6 protein-coding genes are annotated in these 18,553 nt (G+C 67.0%); all 6 read right to left on the reverse strand.

The genetic code is table 11. From position 1 onward, the window contains the following. Positions 1-103: 103 nt before the first annotated feature. Positions 104-12,628, reverse strand: coding sequence for a filamentous hemagglutinin family protein (locus JQ639_RS04840; protein ID WP_249123502.1), 12,525 nt, complete (start codon positions 12,626-12,628; stop codon positions 104-106). A 139-nt stretch (positions 12,629-12,767) separates the two neighbouring features. Beyond that, positions 12,768-13,775, reverse strand: coding sequence for a FecR family protein (locus JQ639_RS04845; RefSeq protein WP_211969152.1), 1,008 nt, complete (start codon positions 13,773-13,775; stop codon positions 12,768-12,770). Continuing rightward, complete coding sequence (locus tag JQ639_RS04850) at positions 13,772-14,311, reverse strand: RNA polymerase sigma factor (protein ID WP_211969151.1); 540 nt, start codon at positions 14,309-14,311, stop codon at positions 13,772-13,774. The genes JQ639_RS04845 and JQ639_RS04850 overlap by 4 nt, the downstream gene beginning before the upstream one ends. Beyond that, positions 14,308-14,961, reverse strand: coding sequence for an STN domain-containing protein (locus JQ639_RS04855; RefSeq protein ID WP_211969150.1), 654 nt, complete (start codon positions 14,959-14,961; stop codon positions 14,308-14,310). The genes JQ639_RS04850 and JQ639_RS04855 overlap by 4 nt, the downstream gene beginning before the upstream one ends. Positions 14,962-15,196: 235 nt before the next feature. Further along, positions 15,197-16,972 (reverse strand): SulP family inorganic anion transporter, encoded by a 1,776-nt coding sequence (locus tag JQ639_RS04860; protein WP_249123501.1) that lies wholly within the window; start codon positions 16,970-16,972, stop codon positions 15,197-15,199. Then, positions 16,947-18,101, reverse strand: coding sequence for an OpgC domain-containing protein (locus JQ639_RS04865; protein WP_211969149.1), 1,155 nt, complete (start codon positions 18,099-18,101; stop codon positions 16,947-16,949). Before JQ639_RS04865 ends, JQ639_RS04860 begins: the two co-directional genes overlap by 26 nt. Positions 18,102-18,553: the final 452 nt, after the last annotated feature.

An 18,553-nucleotide genomic window follows, 5' to 3' on the forward strand; every position in this document is an offset into this window, starting at 1 on the left:
AGCGACCTGGCAATCCGACGACGACCCGGGCCTGGCTCTCGGACCGCCACAGCGGCAATGACGCAGCAAATCGCGGACCGGACGCCGCCCGTCCGCGCCCTTCTCACGGCGCCACGCCGGAGTTGACCGTGCCAGCCAGCTTGCTGCGTTCTTCGGCGGTCAGCTGCTGCGTCTGCTCCGGCGAGAACGTGCCATTGCCGAGCACACGCAGCACACCATTCGGATCGTAGCTGCTGCTGCGCTCCCGCGTCGCGCGCGGCGCCTCGCGCTCCTTGTCGTCTGCGCCACCACCATAGCCGAGCACCTCGACCATGATGATCGACGACTGGCTGTCATTGCGGGCCGGCGGCGGCACGGCCTGCTGGGTCGCCGCGGTGGTGTTCGCGGCCGCCGTCAGCGCCAGGCTCGGGGGTCCCTGCACGGTCGGAATGCCGGTTGCGGTCCCCTGCCCGGTGATGTTGGCTGCGTTGACGATCTGTAGCGCCGCGACATTGATGTTACCGGAATAACGGATGCCGGCTTCGCCCGCATCGATGGTGCCGAGCGGCGCGATCAGGTCGACGTCGCCCGGAGGCACCTCGGGGAACGGCAGCGTCGCGATGCCGGCGCCGGTCGCCGGCGCCTGCGGCGACAGCGTGATACGGCCATAGAGATCGGTGATCCGCTTGGACGGCGTGAAGACCTGGGTGGTCTTCGAACCGCGGCCTGCGTTGATGTCACCCTCCGCCGACCAGGCGAGGATGTCGCCTCCGAAGGTCGTCATGATGCGCGACAGTCCCAGCAGGATCGATCCCCTGGCGTAGAGCCCGATGCCGCCCCGCCCCTGGGTCACCACGCCGGCCGTGGCCGGCGGCACCACACCTTCCACACCGATCACGATGCGGCCGCCCGGCGCCATCATCTGGACGTCGCCGCCGAAGTCGGTGTGCACGCCGGCCTTGCCGAACATCACGATGTCACCGGCCGTCGTCTCCGGGAACAGCGTGGCGATCGCCTCGCGGCCGCGGAGATAGGAGTTGAAGCGCGGCGACGCCGGATCGTTGTACTCGCGCCCGCCGTCCCGCAACTCCGTGTAGTAGACCTGCCGCAGGAAGATGCGCTGCTGGTCCGCCGGAAGAGCGTCGAAAGTGGCGAGGTTTTCGGCCGCGCTGCCTTCGACGCCGAAACGCTCCTTCAGCCAGGCCGCAAGCTCGGCGGTGTAGAGCTTGACCGCCTTGCCGGGCTGGCTCGCCAGCGGGCGATCCGGATCGGCCAGATTGACGATATCCAGATAGCGGTTGCGCACGGCCTGCCATTGCGCACCGCCCGCGCCTGCCGACAGGACGACGCTCGCGCCCGAACGATTATCACCGGCGATGATCGAACCAAGCGTACGCACGTTAGCGACGTCCTCCTGGCGCAGATGGCGTCCGGCGGCGATCTCCAGCAGGCCGGGGCCTGCCACGGTCACATCGGCATGGATGATGTCACGCCCGGCCTGGACCAACGAAACATCGAGCGGACTGTTGTTCACCGCGAAGAGTTTTGTCTCCAGAATGTCCTGTCCGGCGAGGACCCGCGCGGCGGTGGCTCCCTCGTACCAGGTCTTGAGTGTCCGCGTCACTTTGTACGGTGCGTCCGTCATCGTAGTCACGCTGCCGAACGACAGGCCGACGATGCTGCCGTCGACGGCGTAGAAGCGCGCCGGCGTCGGGTCAGCCCCATGGAGCGCTGTGCTGAGGATCGTGTTGGGACCGAAGGCGAACAGGGTGTCCGATGCCCGGGTAGCTTCAACACCCGTGACGGAGACATTGCCGAACAGGAAGTTGTCGCTTTTGTCCCACGCGGCGAACGCCGGCCGCAACGGCGACGGCAACGCCGTATCCGCTCCCGACTGGATGAAATCGTGCCTGCCGGCTCCGCCCAGGATCGATCCGCGCGCCAGCACCTCGAGCTGACCGGTGGCCGAGGGAGCCAGCGTCAGGCTGGTCCACTGCAACGAGTCTCCGGTGGCAATATTCTGGCCAATGCGAATGTCGCCGCTCGCGGCCACGGCCCGCAGGATCGATGGATAGACATAGACCGATCGCGCCATCTGGCCGAGATACTCGGCGGACAGATTCCGCCCCGTCCACATGGCGCCGCCGACCGTCATCGGCGTGAGGTCGCCGCCGGCCGAGAACAGGTTGACGGCCGTGCTGGGCGTCCACAGCGAGAACCAGCCGTCGCCGCCGCCCGTGGTCGGCGCCTGGCCGCTGCGGGTATAGGGCGAGGAGTTCAGCTGAAAGACGCGACCGGGATCGCCGACGCCGCCGAGCACCAGATCGCCGCGGGTGTCGAGCCAGGCCGTCGCGTCGCCCAGCATCAGCACCGGCCCGCCCATCGCCGGGGTGGCCAGATCAGCGAGAAGGCTGTCCGGCCGCAGGCCACCATCATCGACGACATAGCGGCGCATCATGATGCCCAGCGCAGAGGTCGACAGGTGCAGCGTGCCGCGGAGATTCACCAGCACGCCATTGAGATCGAGATTGTCTGATGTCGATCGGCCAATTCCTCCCGAGCCGCCATTCTGCTGTGACGCGAGGGCGTTGGGATTGAACGCGTCGCCGGTGCGCAGCGTCAGGTCGCCGCCGCCGGTCAGGATCAGGTCGCCACCGGCCACCCGGCCGGTCGAGCCGACCGCGACCACGAGGCCCTCGGACCTGGCAGCAAACGTGCCGCCCCGCAGCGCGCCGCCGCGCTCGTCAACGAGGCCGGCATGGCGCCCGGCGTTGATGGTGACATCGCCGCCGCCCAGCGTGCCGAAGCCGGTGAAGCCGACGATACGCGGCTGCTTCGACTGCGTATAGTCGTTGACCGCATAGGCGCCGAAATTGATCCACCAGCTGGTCGCGACCGGGTCCATGCCCGGCGTGTCGCCACTGCCCTGGCGCCACAGCCAGGAGCCAACCCATGACGACGACACCTTGGCCTGGCTCTGGTCCGGATAGCGAACCGAATTCTGGGCATCCTCGCCCAGGCTGTCGCCGATGATGTCGCGGCCGGCGGACACGGTGAGGTTGCCGCCGAGATCCGGATACCAGGGCCGCCAGTTGGCGAGCGCCGCGTCGTAGCCGCCGCTGCCCTGGATATCGCCGAGCACATACTGACCGAACTGGCCGCGCGGCAGGTTGAACGGCGTATTATCGCGCCCCGCGAGCGACGTCTGCGTACCCGCGGTGTAGACACCGAACATCGACATCATGCGGACGTCGCGTCCCGCGCCGAGGTTGAGATTGCCCGTCCCGGTGCGCAGCACGCTGAAGTTGCTCGCGCCCTCGCCGAAGGCGTACTCCTTGATCTCCTTGGGCGGCTCCGCGCCACGGACGCCACAGAAGGAGGCATTCGATCTACAGAAATCCGCGAATTTTTGACCGAGAAAAGTCGTGAGATCCGTCTGGTAGTCGGCCAACACGAGCGCGTTGAGCTGCGCTTCGTTGAGGTTCGCGTATTTTGCGTCGCCGAAAAAGCCCATCGCGCCGTCCATGTTGAGGATCACATCGGGTTTCCTCACACAATAGGTACTTCCAGCGCAGAACTTCTCCAGCGACCTACCGAACATCTCGACGAACGTCATCCCGAAATTGGGGTCCGTGAGAAACAACACGTCCATCTCCGCCTCGGTCAGGCCGGCGTACTTTTCATCCTCGAACCAGACCAGCGCGGCTTCCTTCGTAAAGACGAACGGGCCTGTTCCGCCACCGCCGCCTTCATAACGCGTCGTGACCTTGCCGATCGAGCCATAGTGGGTATCGGCCAGCACGATGTCACCCGTGCCAAGCGCATTGCGCGCCCGCTTGTCGGATGAACCGAGGTCGGCGCCCGCGACCGCGGTCAGGTCCCACGAGGTCGCACCCTCGCCGAGCATCGGCGCCAGCGCCCAGTTGCGCCCCTGCCTGCCGTCCGGACCGACCGGCCGCAGATTGACGGGCTGGTGGTTCTCCAGCACGACCTTGGTCATCGAGGGGATCAGCGATCCCCGCGCCAGGGTCACACGCTGGCTGGTAGTCATGTAGGCCGGAAGCTTCTCGCCCTTGGGCCAGACGAGCGCCGCGACCGCGGCGGCGTCGCGCAGCTGGAAGCCCGCGCCCAGCTTGCTGTTGGCGGCGAGCGTCAGCGCCTGGGGCAGAACCGTGCCAGCCTTGTAGAGCACGCCATCGGCCGTCACCACGTCGGCGCCGAGCACGAGGCCCGCCGGCAGCGACAGCGCTGCGGTCAACGTCACCTGCACCGGCAGCGTGGTGCCGGCCGGCAGGGTGAGCGCCTGGACCGGCACGTCGTAATTCAGTTTCACACCGGCCGCGAACACCGTTCCCGGCTCCAGGTTCACGCCGCCGATCGGCATGACGATATCGCCGGCGAAAGGCGTGAGACCATCGCCGAGATTGTCGCGGCTCTCGTTGAGATACCAGCCCTTGTCGTCGGGCGTATCGGGCGGTGGCGCGAAGCCGTCGTTGATGCTGCCATGAATGCTGAGATCACCGGCGGCGCGAAGGATCAGCATGCCCGGCTCGCCAAACCCGCGCCTCGCGGGATTGATGCGATCCGCCCCGGGGCCGTAGCGATAACCCGAGAGATCGATGTCGCCGACGACCGTGAGACTGCCCTTCGGATTGTCGGCGCTGACCTTGCCGACGATCTCGACACCGGGTCGCAGATGATAGGCGCCGAGACCGGCGAGACGCGACGACAATGCAGCGTTGCCGAGCGCGGCATTCATGAAAGCCTGGCTGTCGAGGTCGATGGCATCGAGATAGCCCTGGGTAATCTCCTGGGGCCGCGTGCCCGTGACGTCGGGCACCGTCGCCAGCGGCGGCTCATAGGCCCGCAGGCCATAGACGGCGACGGTCCGCGCGCCCTTGATATCGACCGCTCCCAGCACATCGACCGCGACGTCGTTGGCGCCGACGCGAGATGCGATCAGGTCGAGCGTGCCGCGCGCCTTGCCATCGGCGAGACGCGATTCCGTGCCGGCCCGCAGATCGAACGATGCCTGTGCGCCGAGCACGAGGCGCCCCTCGCTACTCGTGAGCTCGATCATCGCGCGGTTCGGGCTCTCGATGATGCGGCCGTAGCTGTCGACGCGCAGGCCGCGGCCATGGGCGTCCAGCATGCCGTTGATTGTCAGGTTGCCCTTCGCCGCAAGGCGGATCGCGCCGACCTGATAGCCGCTGGCGTCGAGACGGCCGTTGACGGTCAGATCGCCGCCGTCGACCACGATCTGGATCTCGCGCGCCCTCACCTCGTCGCCGACGGCGAGGCTGCCCTGCTTGAGCTGGAAGCGCCGGGCGCCGAACACCTCGCCATCGTTCAACCGCGCGTTCAGCGCGGCGAAATCATCGAGACGCTGCGCACGCAGCGTCAGTTCTGCGCCGAGATACGGCACGATGGTGCCGCCGGCATCGTAGTTGCCGGTGGCCTTGCCCCGCACCGTACCCAGCAGGGCGACGCGGCCGGCCTGCTCGCCCAGCGCCGTCGCGGCGAGCGTACCGCCGTGGTTGTTGCGCGCCGAAAGATCGATGACCGAGCCTGCCGCCGCACGGATATCGCCGGTGCGGCTGGTCAGGACCAGGTCACCGCCCCAGCTGTATCGGCGAACATCGAACAGCGTGATCTCGCGCCCCGCGAGATCGATGCGGGCCGCGTCGCCCAGAACGACGTCGCGCGTGGCCTCCAGCGTGAGCTTGCCCGACGGCAGCACGACCGCCGTATCGAGACGGATCGTATCGCCGTTGAAGCGCAACTCCGCACCCAGAACATTGCTGGCCGCCGGCGTGCCGCCCGCGCCGCGGATGTCGATGGCGCCCCCCGCATTGACGGCGAGCACCGCTCCGCCCCGCCCGTTCAGCAGGGGCGTATTGATGGTGAGATCACCACCGCTGTACTGCCAGCCCTGGCCGGTCACATAGCCGTTCTGGTCGCGATAGACGTTGAGCGATCCCTTGCCGCCCGCCGTGATCGCGGTGCCGGCCGTGAGATTGACCGCGGCGAAGCCGAGCGCGAGACGGTTCGCAGGCACCTGCGTCACCGGGCGCGTGTAGGGCGCGTAGTCAAGGCGGATGGTATCGGCGATGATATTCAGGGTGCTGTCGCCGAGACGATCCAGCATCGCCGCGCCCGGGGCCAGCGGATCGAGATCGGCAGGGCGGTTCGACTGAGAACTGCGCGCGACGGTCCCCGCCCACACGAACTCGTTGGTGCGGATGGTCACGGCGTCGGCGGCCGTGCCGTAGCCGTAGATCGCGGGCGCGCCGAACACGAGCCGCTGCAGCCTGGAGCGGCCGGACGCGTCGAATGTATCGAGAACCACCGAGCCGTAGACGTTGACCGACTCCTTGGCGTTCAGCATCAGCGTTTCAAGCGCAGGGGCGCCGATCGCGGTATTGCCCTTGAGCAGGCCGCCCAGCACATCCTGGTTCAGCGCCATGCCCGGCGGCAGGTGGCCCGACGCCCCGGCTTCGGCCAGCGCCGCCGTCGACCCCAGATTGACCGCCGACACGCCCAGCACGAGGTTCTTCGTGCCGTAGCTGACAGTGTCGCGCAGGGTGAAGCCGCTTGTGGTCGCAGCAGCGATCGTCCCTTCCGAGACGATACGGGTCGCGCCCGAACACAGGCTGACGCACCCCCCGATGTCGATGGTCACCTGCCCGCTCTCAACACTGGACGGCGCCAGCAAATTGCTCCATCCGTTCGAGACCACGAACGCTGCTCCGACGGGGCTGAAGAGATAACCGTCGCTGGAATCGAAGCCGGGCTTGCCCTTGCCGATTGTCGAGATCGTCGCGCCGCTCTCCACCACGATGCCGCGACCGCCGGCTCCGGCAGCCAGAATGACCTCGGCCGCCGACAGGGTCGCCCCACCGCGAACGATGACGGCGCGCGTGGATGCCCATATAGCCGCGGTATCTCCATTGACTTCAAGCGTCCCGCCCACAAGCATGCGACCGGGCGCCAGCGCGTTGAGCTGATCGGCGAACAGGACGACGCCCTTGGCGCCGCTGACGGGCGCCTGTCCCTTGTTGCCGAGGATCTCGATGCCCGTGGCCTGACTGTCCGTGACGACGACCAGCGTGCCGGCGGCGCCGCCGCTGCCTGCTTCGGGCGCAAACAATGTCGAGCCGTTGAACGTCAGTGCCGGCGTCGTCCCCATGCCGGCGCCAGCGCCGAACCGGAACTTGAGCGACCTCGCATCGATCGTCAGCATCGGCCGTGCAACGGCGCGCAGCGCCGCATCCGCCAGCAGGAAGTCGTTGTAGCCGGTCTCGTTGTAACCGCTGTGCCGGCGGGTCACGTCGGCCGGCGTGATGAGCAGAGCCTTCGCCTGTGTAGCCATGATGGCGGTGTTCGCCACGCCAAGATAGCCCGGCGTGACAAAGGAGCCGCTACCCGTCTGTCCCGTGCCCGACAGGTACGGGGCACTGCCCTTGCCGATCTCGACACGGAAGGCGCCGGGCAGCAGCGCGTAGGTCGACGGCATCAGCGTGTAAGTGCCGGCCGGCAGGCCCGGCACGCCATCAGCAATGGTGACCTGGCGGCCGACGGCCGGCGCGCCCGCGCCGGAATCCGGATCGACCGGCGCATAGCTGCCGCGCTGTCCCGGCACGATGGCGTAGACCTCGCTGCCGGCCTGGCTGAAGGTGAAGGACGGATTGGCATTGACGAGGGCCGTCCGCAGGACGTCGACCGAACCGCCGCGCCCCGAAACAAAACCGGCGCCGGTCAGGTTGCCGCCGCCCGACAGGTCGAGCACTGCGCCGCTGTCGACGGTGACCGACTGCGCGTTGATCTCGATCTGCTTTGCAGTCGCAATGGAGGTGCCGCCGGCCGCTGGAATCTTGATCGGCTGACCGTTGTAGAGATAGGTGATGCCGTCGACCGTGCCGCCATACGGCATGACGAGGCCAGCCCCGCTGACGGAGGTCAGGCTGCCGTCACGGAAGCGGATCTTCGGGGTTGTATCGATATCCGAGCCGAACTGGATCGAACCGAGCGGAGCACGCACCACGCCGCCCTGCTCGATGTTCGCCGCCCACAACTGAAGCCCGCCGCCCACCGAATAGGGTTGGGCGGGCGCCGCGCCGCCATGGGACGCAATGATCAGCTGGCCTGCGGGGCTCACCGCGAATGAGTTGCTTTTGAGAGAGCCCACGCCCAGGAACCCGGCGGCGCCGGTGGCTGGATAGATCTGCGCCGCCGTCACCGTCAGAACCTTGGGAGCAACGAGATAACTCTGGTCCCGGCCCGTCGATGTATAGGTCTGTTGCAGGAAGCGCAGGTCGCCCCGGCTCGTGAGCCTGACGTCATCGAATCCGACGAACTCGACGGCGTCGCGAACTTCGATCAGATCGGCCGTTGCGACCAGGCGATCGCTGCGCCCATCGACGCGGATCGGATCGTAGGTTTCCGTATAGTAGTCGCTGCCCGGGAGCTTGGTATAGGCCGCGCCGCCCAGCACGAGACGCGGTGCGGCGAGAGAGATCGTGCGGCCGGCTGCGGCGCCCGGAGTCAAGCTGATACCGCGCCACAGCCGCAGACTCTGCCCCATCGTCAGGGTCAGATCGCCATCAGCACGGGCGTTTGCGAAAAGCGAGAGATTGTCGAACCCACCCGCCATGATGCGGTCGACGCCAAGGCGCCCACTGCCGAAGGTCAATGCCGGATCGGCGGCGCCCGCGACGAGACCGGCGGCAAGGTCGCTGGCTCCCTGCGTCTGGCTCAGCGTCAACACGCGCGGCACCATCACCGAAGCGAGCGCGCCCTTGGCCCAATAGTACGCGCCGCCGAGCGCCACGGCGAGCGTACCGCCGGCGGCGCCCTGGCCGCCGCTCGCCGCGCGCATGGTGCCGTCGAGATGGAGACTGATCGCCGACTTGAGCACGATCGTGCCGCCGTCAGTGGCGACGGTGACCGGACGATACGGAGAATTCCGGGTGAGCCCCGGCAGGTCGAGGACCGCGCTGGTGCCTGATGCATCGAGCACCGCGCCCGGACGGATGATCAGGTGCAGGTCGGGAGCACGCTGGTCGATCGTCTTGTCGACCTCCCAGTTCAGCGCGCCGCCGATCTCGATACGACCGCCGGCCTGCACGACGCCATAGCGCCGGCCGTGGACATCGGTCGCGGTCCAGTTCCGGCCGGCAACGTCGAAGACCGCGTTGTCGCCGATCCAGATCGAGCGGCTGTGTGGCTGGTTCTCGAAGGTATCGAGCGAAGCGCGCGCCTCGGTGATGGAGATAACGCCGCCGAAGGCATTGAGATGGCCATCGACCGTGATCTGGCTGCCGCCCCTCAGCGCGATCGTCTGGCCGGGATCGACGGAGATCGTCGACCCGGTACCGATGTCGAGGGCCCCGCCCCGCCCCATCCGCTCCGAGCGCAGCTTGAGGCTCGCGCCTGTGCGCGGAGTCATGACCCCGCTCACCGGATTTTCCAGGTAAAGCGGTGGGGTCCAGAGCGCCAGCGCCCGCGCCGGATCCGCGCCGGTCGGCACCGCGAAGGCCCCCTCCACAACCCGAAGGACCGGCACGGTCACATCGATGGTCGTGCCGTTCGCGACCGCCAGGCGATCATAGCCGTTGATGTCATAGGTCGCAAAGCCGCGACGGAACAGATCCGGCCTCAGCAGCGTCTGGGTCGCAGCGACGGGTGTCCCCGCCGCGGCCACCAGCACCGATCCCGTCTCCACCTTCAGCGTCCCGCCACCACCGAGGCCATAGCCGCGCAGTTCGCCGTCGAGCACGAGGCGGCCGCTGTTCGTGGCGGTCCCCAGCGGCGTGCCGGCAATCAGCGTCACGTTGCCGCCCTTGCCGCTGACGGTTTTACCGGATGGCAGCAAGCCGCCACCGGACGACACATCGATCACGCTGCCGTCCCCGATCAGCACGCCCTGGGTGCTCTCGAAAGTGACGCTGCCGCCGTCGGCGTAAGCCACTTCGCCCCCGCTCGCCGGATCCAGCCCCCGATTGCTCCAGCGCCCGCGGACGTCGATCGTCACGCCTTCGCGCAGCGTCAGTTGCGATCGCCCCGCGCTGACCAGCGCGACCGGAGGAATGGTGCTGAGATCGCTGCGCAGGATGTTGCTGACGCTGACGCTGCCGGACTGCGCCATGATATTGCCGCCGATCTCGACGACCGGCGCGATGAAGTTCGCCTGGCCTCCCTTGCCGAGGACGAGCGGTGCATCGATGACGATCGATTTCCGGCTCGCCACACTGATGCCGCCGAGCTGGAAGCCGCTGAGCTGTGCCGCGTCGAACCAGACCGTGTTGGTTCGCACCGTCGGCAATGCATCGATGGCGCCGAGCCCCGCGGTGACCGGGGCTGGCGCTCCAAACTTCACGTCGGAACCATAGCCATCGACCAGACCGTCGGCCGTATACTGGCCGAGCGCCAGCGCTCCGGCGCGCGCGACGACTCCCTGGGGCAGCTTGTAGCCATCGGACACATTGGCAGGCCGCCGCTCGGACTGGCGCTGACCGGTGATGACATCGGCGACGATCTGGCCCTCGAACACCGAGGTCGGCGTCGACAGGATCAGCCGGCCGGCATCGCGCCCGACGGTGTAGCCGTCCTCCCAGCGCACCGGCCCGCGGCCGAGAGGGCTGGCGTAGATCTCGGTGAGCTTTGGATCGACCCGGCCCCCCTGCTTGTGCTGCACCATGAATCCGGTGACCACGGCGCTGTAGGCGAGATCGGCCGGCGCATTGTTGATGTCATAGACGCGCCCGTCGCTGCCGAGCACGAAGGTCTGCGGCATGAAGCCGCCCTGGTAGCTCAACGAGCCGCCGGAGATATTGAACACCGAACCACGCTGGGTCACCACTTCGGGCGCCGCGAGCGTGATGGTGCCGCCGACCGCGGTCCACTCCCCGATGGTGTGGGCGGTGTTGCCGAGATAGCCGCCGACTTCGAGCAGACCGCCCTTGGTGTAGTAGCGGTCGCTGGCGTAACCGCCCGTGCCCGCGGGCACCAATGTCAGCGAACGCGCGTCGATCCAGACGTTCTTGTTGAACAGGGCACCGCTATCGCGGTTCTGCGGCGAGTCGCGCAGCTCGGTGCCCTGGATATTGAGCTTGATAGCGTTGCTGCTCATCGGCAGCATCACATTGCGGACGCCGGAGACGTCGACCGTGGCGCCGTTCTCCGTGAACACCCGTTTGCCGGCACTGACGGCGACCTGACCGCCCTGAGCCATGGTCAGCGAGCCGCTCTGGAAATTGACCAGTCCGCCGGCGACGATCTCGATCCGCGACAAATCCGGCCGATCGGCAAGCTTGCTCAGGTTGTCGAACACGCCCGTGGCGAACAGATTGAGCCCCGCCGCCGCGATCATGGCGTCGCGTTGCGAGTTCAATGCCGTCGCCGGCGATTCCAGTTCCGGCAAAATGAGGCTGAGGCTGTTGCCGGTCAGCGTGACGCCGCCAGCGACATCGCTTGCGCTGTTGAGCAGGTGGATGGTGCCGCGCTGGTTGACCGACGTGGTCGAGACCAGCACGCCATCCTGCAGCACACCGCGCCCCGCGAGCGTGATGTCGCCCTGCTGCGACAGGATCAGTCCATTGTTGCGAACCAGACCGCTGCTGCTGCCCGCCTGGAGCAGCGGCGCGACCTCGTTGCCACGCGTGGTGGAGTACACATTCGCTGCCGTGCCGTAGCCCGGACGCAACACGAAGTCGTCGCCGGCGGCGAGCAGCGCCTGCCCCTTGGGCGTCGAGATCGTGCCGGCATTGCGCACCTCGGCGCCGAGCAGCGCGACGAAACCGCCGGCGGATGTCACCGACGACGGTGCGCTGGTCGTGAGCAGCGCGCCGCTCTCGACGATGATCTTGCCGCCGGCGCCCGTGAAGCTCGGCAGATAGGTCGTTCCGCTCTGGGGCGAATAGATGCCCTTGGTGAGGAACTGCTGGTCGGCAGTGTTGGCGGCCGAGGCGATCAGCGAGCCGACATTGATCTGGCTAGCGCCGCCGAAGATGATGCCGTTCTGATTGATCACCAGCACCTGGCCCGGCGCGTTGATCTGGCCGAGGATCTGGCTCGGGCCGGCATTGCCGGTGACACGGTTCAGCGCGGTCCAGGTCGATGCCAGCTGGTTGAAGTTGACCGTGGTCTGGGCGCCGACGTTGAATGTCTGCCAGTTCAGGATCGCCTGTGGCGCCGTCTGGTTGATCGTGACGGTCGTGCCGTTGCCGCCCGCACTCTGCACCGGCGTGCTGGCGCCACTCCACGTCCCCCCGGGCGCGACCTGCAAGCCCCCCGCCCCCAGACCATTGGGAACGACGACCTGAGGCATGGTCGCCGAGCGCTGCGCAGCCGCCGCCGCGGCGCGCGCCGCAGCCTGGGCGCCCTGCATCGCCTGGATCGCCTCGATCGAACGACGCATCGCGCTCTGGCCCTGCTGGGCCGCGGCGGCCGCCTGCTGCGCCGCCATCGCCGCCGCATCGACTGTATAATTCGCCGCCGGCACGCCGACGCCGCCGCCGAGCTGTGCCGCCGAAGCGTCACTGATGCCGGCGACGAGCAGGGTCAGCAGGCTCGCCCCCGCCATCAGCGCGGTACGCCTGCGCGAACCATAGCCTGAGGTCACGGGAGACGTGACAGCGCGGACGTACATCGGCCAGATCCTTCAAACGACGGTATATCCCCGCGCCATAGCGTGGAGATCACCCAGGGGTCTCACCGGTAAGACAGCGTTCCGCTGCCGATTGAGCACGGCCGCCGGACAAATTTTCAGGGGTGCGACAAAGAGGCCCTCAGCTCAGCAGCACGATGCCGCCCGGCAGCCGTTGCAGTCGCGCATTGAAGGCATGCTCGAGCTGCAGCAGAACCTTGTCCATTTGATCGATGCGGAAGCGGCCGCTGAGCTGACGCTGTCCCAGCGCCGCATTCATCAGGACGATCCGGCCCGGCCGATACCGATTGATTTCCTCGACCGCTTCGGTGAGCGGCGTCGCCCGGAACTCGACGATGCCACGATGCCAATCGGACGCCGCGCCGAGATCGACCGCGACAATCTGTCCCAGATCGGCCGTGTCATATCGCACACGTTGTCCGGGACGCAGCGCCGCGACACCGGCGCGATGTTCGATGCGCACGAGCCCCTCGAGACAGGTCACGCTGACCGGCGCGCCGCTGCCTGCCTGCATATGGCGAACATCGAAGCGTCCACCATCGGTGACGGTCATGCCGTCAGCCGCGATCACCACCAGAGATCGCCGCGCGCTCTTCGTCGCGAACGACGCCTCACCGGTGATCAGCTCGATCCTGTCCTCGGCGTCGCCGGCTGCTCGCACCGCAACACTGCTCTGGGTGTTGAGATCAACAGCGACATCGCCGGCGACAGTGACGGCGCGCTGCTCCCCAGTCCCCGTGCGGTAATCCGCGCGAAGCTCCGACAGCGATGGCCACATTCGCCACGGCGGATCGGTGACGCCATAGGCCGCGGCCGCGGCAACAACGGCAAGTCCGCCTCCCAGCATCGCGCGGCGATGGATCGTCCGGCCCCGTCGCGCCAGCGTGTCGAGCTCCGCACGATAGTCCACGCCGGGGTCCTGCAGGGCGCGACCGACCGTCGCCGTGCGGCCCCATACCCGCTCCGCCTCGGCGAACGCCGCTGCATGCGCCGGGCTTTGCGCCCGCCATGTCGCGAATGCCGCGGCATCGGCCGACGTCGCCTCGCCGGCCGCCAGCAATTGCACCCAGGCGACCGCATCGCGTTCGATGGGCGTCAATAGACTGCCGTGATGGTTCGCTCCGCTCATTCCGATTCCGAGCCCTTCGTCGGCCCTTGCATCAACGCGCGATAGCGTACGATGCAGTGCTCATGCGCCAGCAGAAGCTCCTTGGCAACAAGACGACGCGAGACGCCGAGCCGATCGGCGATCTCCTGGCGCGGAACGTTACCGAGCCGCGCGGCCAGAAAAATCACGCGCCGCCGCGCCGGCAGCTCGGCCATGATCGTCCTGAAGGCTTCGAAGTCCGACCGCGCGATCGCGACCTCTTCCGCCGTCGGCGCGTCGTCGGGCAGCTCCAGCACACTGTCGATCTCGACCGCCGACATATGCCGGCGCTCCAGGCGGCGCTGATCCGCCGCGGCATTGAGGGCGATCCGAAACAGATAGCTGCCGGGACTTTGCACGACGCCGATCGAGTCCACGCGCGCCAGCCGCAGCCAGGCATCCTGCATGGCATCGCCGGCGAGATCCGCCGATCCCAGCCGCTTGGTCAGCTTCTTCTTGAGGTCGTCATACCGATCGACGAAAAGACGCCGAATGACGGAAAGTGCGGTCTCGGTCATGGCGCGGTCCGGCGCACCGCCGCTCCGACGCCATCACAGACTGCACGCATGTTCGGCGCCTGCGGCACCAGCAGAACGAGCACCGGCTGGCCAAAATCCGCCTGTGGCGGATCGAACATCATGCCGCTGAGCGTGACGTCGATCTGCCGGTCGGCCTCGGCCGACCCCGCCGAGCCGATCCGCTGCGCACGCTCGACCCGCCCGGCCGCGCCGATCCAGAACACGGCGACAAGGCGATAGAGTCCTGGCTGCGCATCGCGCGTCCGGCACAACGCATCGAGCAGGCTGTGCTGAATCGTCGCATAGTAACGCTGGTGGGCTGCCGGCATTGCCCGTGCAGGTCCGGCCGCGGCGGACTGCGGCGCCGACAGCAGGACGAACGAGTTGTCCGCAACGAAACGCGGCGACAGCCCGGTTCCCGACAGCAGGCGATCAAGCGCTTCGTTCGGCGTCAGGACACCATGGACGTCGGCAGACACCCGCCCCGCCGCGATGCTGGCATCATAGAGCGCCTCGCGCCCGGTGAGGTCGCCATAGCGGCTGAGCGCTGCATCGAGCGACTGGGACGGAATATCGAAGGCGCGCGGGGCGTTCGACGTCTGGGCCGCCGCGCCAGCCAGCGTCACGACGCTCGCGCAAGCCAGCGCCATGCCCGACCGCCTGACGTGATCGGCCTTTGCCTGAACGACGGTCCGAACCGATCGCAACATTCCCACTGCCCGTCCGTGCAGATCAGGACAGCGATGCCGGCCCCCGCGCCCCACGATGAATCAGTCGCCGGGGGATCTGCGCGTCAGCCGCCCCGACGGCGGCGCGGAAACTAGTCAGGCAATATTACGGTTTGACGACAGCCCATGAACGGCCTGCCGCTTGAACGACTGATCGCTATACGGCGTGATTGGCCAGCACATGGCTGCCATCGCCATCGCCATCGACCTCGAGGGCCTCATGCAGGGTGGCGAAAATGCGCCTCTCGCCGAGAACTTCGGTAATGCCGTGACGTTCCATGTCCGCCCGCAGATACGGGCTGACGCGGGCAAAGACGATATCGACGCCTCCACTGATGAGCGTGCGGCAGAGATCGGAGACCGAACGCGCCGCCGAATAGTCGACCGCGGTGATGGCGGCCGCATCGATCACGAACCGTCGGACCGGATGTGGTGCATTGCGGATCAGCTTGCGAACCTGTCCGACAAAGAAGTGGTCGTTGGCGTAGAACAGGTCGGCCCCGAACCGATAGACGATCACTCCCGGCGAGGTTTCAGCCCCGAGTTCGACCGGCTCCGGGCGCCAACGTCCGTCAGGTCCGGGCCGCAGCAGCATGGTGTGCGGGCGGTAGCTGTGGCGGACATGCCGCAACAGCGACAGCGCGACCGCCAGCAGGATACCCGGCTCGACACCGATCAGCACAACGGCTGCGGCGGTCGCCGACGCGAGCGCAAACTCGCCCGGGCTCTCGCGCAACATGCCGCGCAGCGTACGGACATCGATCAGCCCGACCGCGATGGTGAAGACGACCGATGCCAGCACGCAGTGCGGAAGATAGGCAAACCAGCGGGTCAGGAAGAGCAGCACGACGATCACGATGCCGGCGAACACCAGTTGCGCGAACTGGCTGCGCGCACCGGCGAGCGCTGCGGTTGCCGTCTGCGTCGGGCTGCCGTTGACGACAAAGGCGCCGGTCACCGCAGCTGCGGCATTGGCCGCGGCGAGGCCCAGAATATCGGTGTCGGTATCGACCCGCTCGTGGAAGCGCTCGGCGAATGCCCGGCTCGCTGCCGCGCTCTGCGCCACGATCATCGCAAAGCAGGCCGCCGCGATCGGCAGGAGATCCAGCACCGCCTGCCAGCCGGCGATCGGCCATCGCAGGGTCGGCAAACCGCCGGCCACCGGCCCGATCACCGAAACGCCCCGACCGGCCAGATCGAACAGGTCGCTGGCGAGGATCGCCCCGACCACCACCAGAAATGGCACTGGCAGGCGGGGCCAAGACACCCTGCAGCCGAGAATGACGACCACGACGACCGCCGAGATCAACAGCGTCAACTGATGAATCCGCGAAAGCTCGCTGACAATCGCGATGAGCTGCCACTGGGTCCGCGATGCATGGATATCGAGACCCAACATGTCGCCGAGCATCGCGATACACACCTGCACGCCGACGCCGGCAAGAAAGCCGACCAGAACGGTGCGTGACAGAAAATCGGCGAGAAAGCCAAGCTTGAAAATGCGTGCCAGCAGCAACATGGCGGCGGTCAGCAGCGCGACCGTGCAGGCCAGCGTGACATACTCAGCACTGCCGGGCGACGCCATGGCCGGCAGGCTGCTCGCCAGGATGGTCGCAGTCGCCGAATCCGCCGCGACCACGAGGTGGCGCGACGCACCGAAGAGCGCGAACGCAATGGTCGGCCACAGCACGGTATAGAGCCCGGCAACCGCCGGCATGCCGGCGATCCGCGCGTATCCCAGAACCTGCGGGATGTTCATCGCCGCGAGCATGATGCCCGCCATCGCGTCGCGCAGCGCTCCCGCCCGGTTCAGCGGCAGCACGCCTTTCAGCACCTTCAATCCACTTGCTCCTTCCACGCCTGCGGCCTGCGGGACGATTCTATGCCGGCCTCCCGCGCGTCTACGCCTACGGCAGCGGGGCTGTGCCTGCAACCGGCTTCGGCGGCCGCTTGTCGACTCGTTTGGACCACGAGCGATAGTAAGCAAGGAGTGTCAGCAGAACGATGCCGCCGATACTCACCACGATCTGCATCCAGACCGTATCGGAGACCTCGACCAGGATGATGTGGGCGACGACCGCCAGGAATACCCCGACGCAGAACACTTCGAGCGATTGCTGGCCGCACTTGATCATCGGCGCGAACACCGGCCACCGCAGGCCGGGCCAGTCCCTCGGCATGAAGCGCGTAATGAAAAACGCGAGAATGATGAAGTGGACCAGCCGATAGGGCGCGAGGTTGGTCTTGTCGTTGGGGTTGAAGGCATCGACGAGCCAGCTCGGCATCGTCGCCCCGAACTCGGGAAAGCGTCCGGCCATCGTCATCACCAGCGCGAACACCAGATAGGCGCCGCCGACGATCAGCAGGGCCCGCGACCGGATCAGGGCCATCGACTCCGCAGCGCCGCCGAGCGCGAACCAGCCACCGAACACGAACAGGAACTGCCAGCAGAACGGGTTGAAGTACCAGGAGCCGACCGGGTACGCCGCCAGGTTCCAGCCGAAATGCCGCGCAGCGAGATAGAGCAGGAACGAGGCCGCGAGCGTCAGGTTGGGCCGGCGCAACATCAACCACAGCACCGCCGGGTAGCACAGCATCAGCAGAATATAGAGTGGCAGCACATCCATGTTGACAGGCTTGAAGGCAAGGATCAGGCCCTGGTAGAGCGTCTCGGCCGGATCGCGCATGAAGCCCGCGACATTGAACTCATTCTCGAGATTGGGATCGTGATAACGCGCTGCGAGATAGCCGATCTCGGCGATGTAGATCACGAACAGAACGATGTGCGCGACATAGATCTGCCATGCGCGCTTGACGAGACGCGTGCCGCCGATCACGAAGCCACGTTCGAGCATGATGCGCGCGTAGACGAACGACGCGGTATACCCCGAGATGAACACAAACAGGTCGGCCGCATCGCTGAAGCCGAAATTGCGCTGGGTAATCCAGTTCACCGCGTTGTTCGGGATGTGGTCGAGGTAAATGGCCCAGTTGGCGAACCCACGGAGCAGGTCAAGCCTGTAGTCGCGCTCCCTTGGCGGCAGGACCGCGTGGATCGTCATGGCGCTCGCTCCCCTTACCCGCATCCTGACTGCGAATCTGGCAGGCGCATCGGATGCCCTGCCCGTAAGCTACCTTCGGGGCGCTCGATGTTTCAAGCTGCCCGCCCTCAGAAAGCGACCGGCCACGACGCCGGGTTCCGGTACGGCTGACAGCATCACGCCGTTGTGACGGCGTCTTGCGTCATCGCAGCCCCTCGACGCCGACCACTCTGACGACCTCGCTTACACGCCGCTGCTCGACTGTCGGGATCACTGGACATGCGGCGTCCCGCTGTGCAGGATCATACGCACGCATGAGCCGACCCGTAGAATTTGACTTGCTTTCGAAGCAATACTTCCGGGGAGTAATTAGATGCCTTTGCGCCCTACAGTCTTTGACGGACCGCGCTTCATACACCTGTCAATCCTGATCTGATCTCTACTGGTCCATTCCGATCGACGTCCGTCGGTCC

The organism is Bradyrhizobium sp. U87765 SZCCT0048 (genome assembly GCF_018131225.1).
Lineage (GTDB): Bacteria > Pseudomonadota > Alphaproteobacteria > Rhizobiales > Xanthobacteraceae > Bradyrhizobium_A.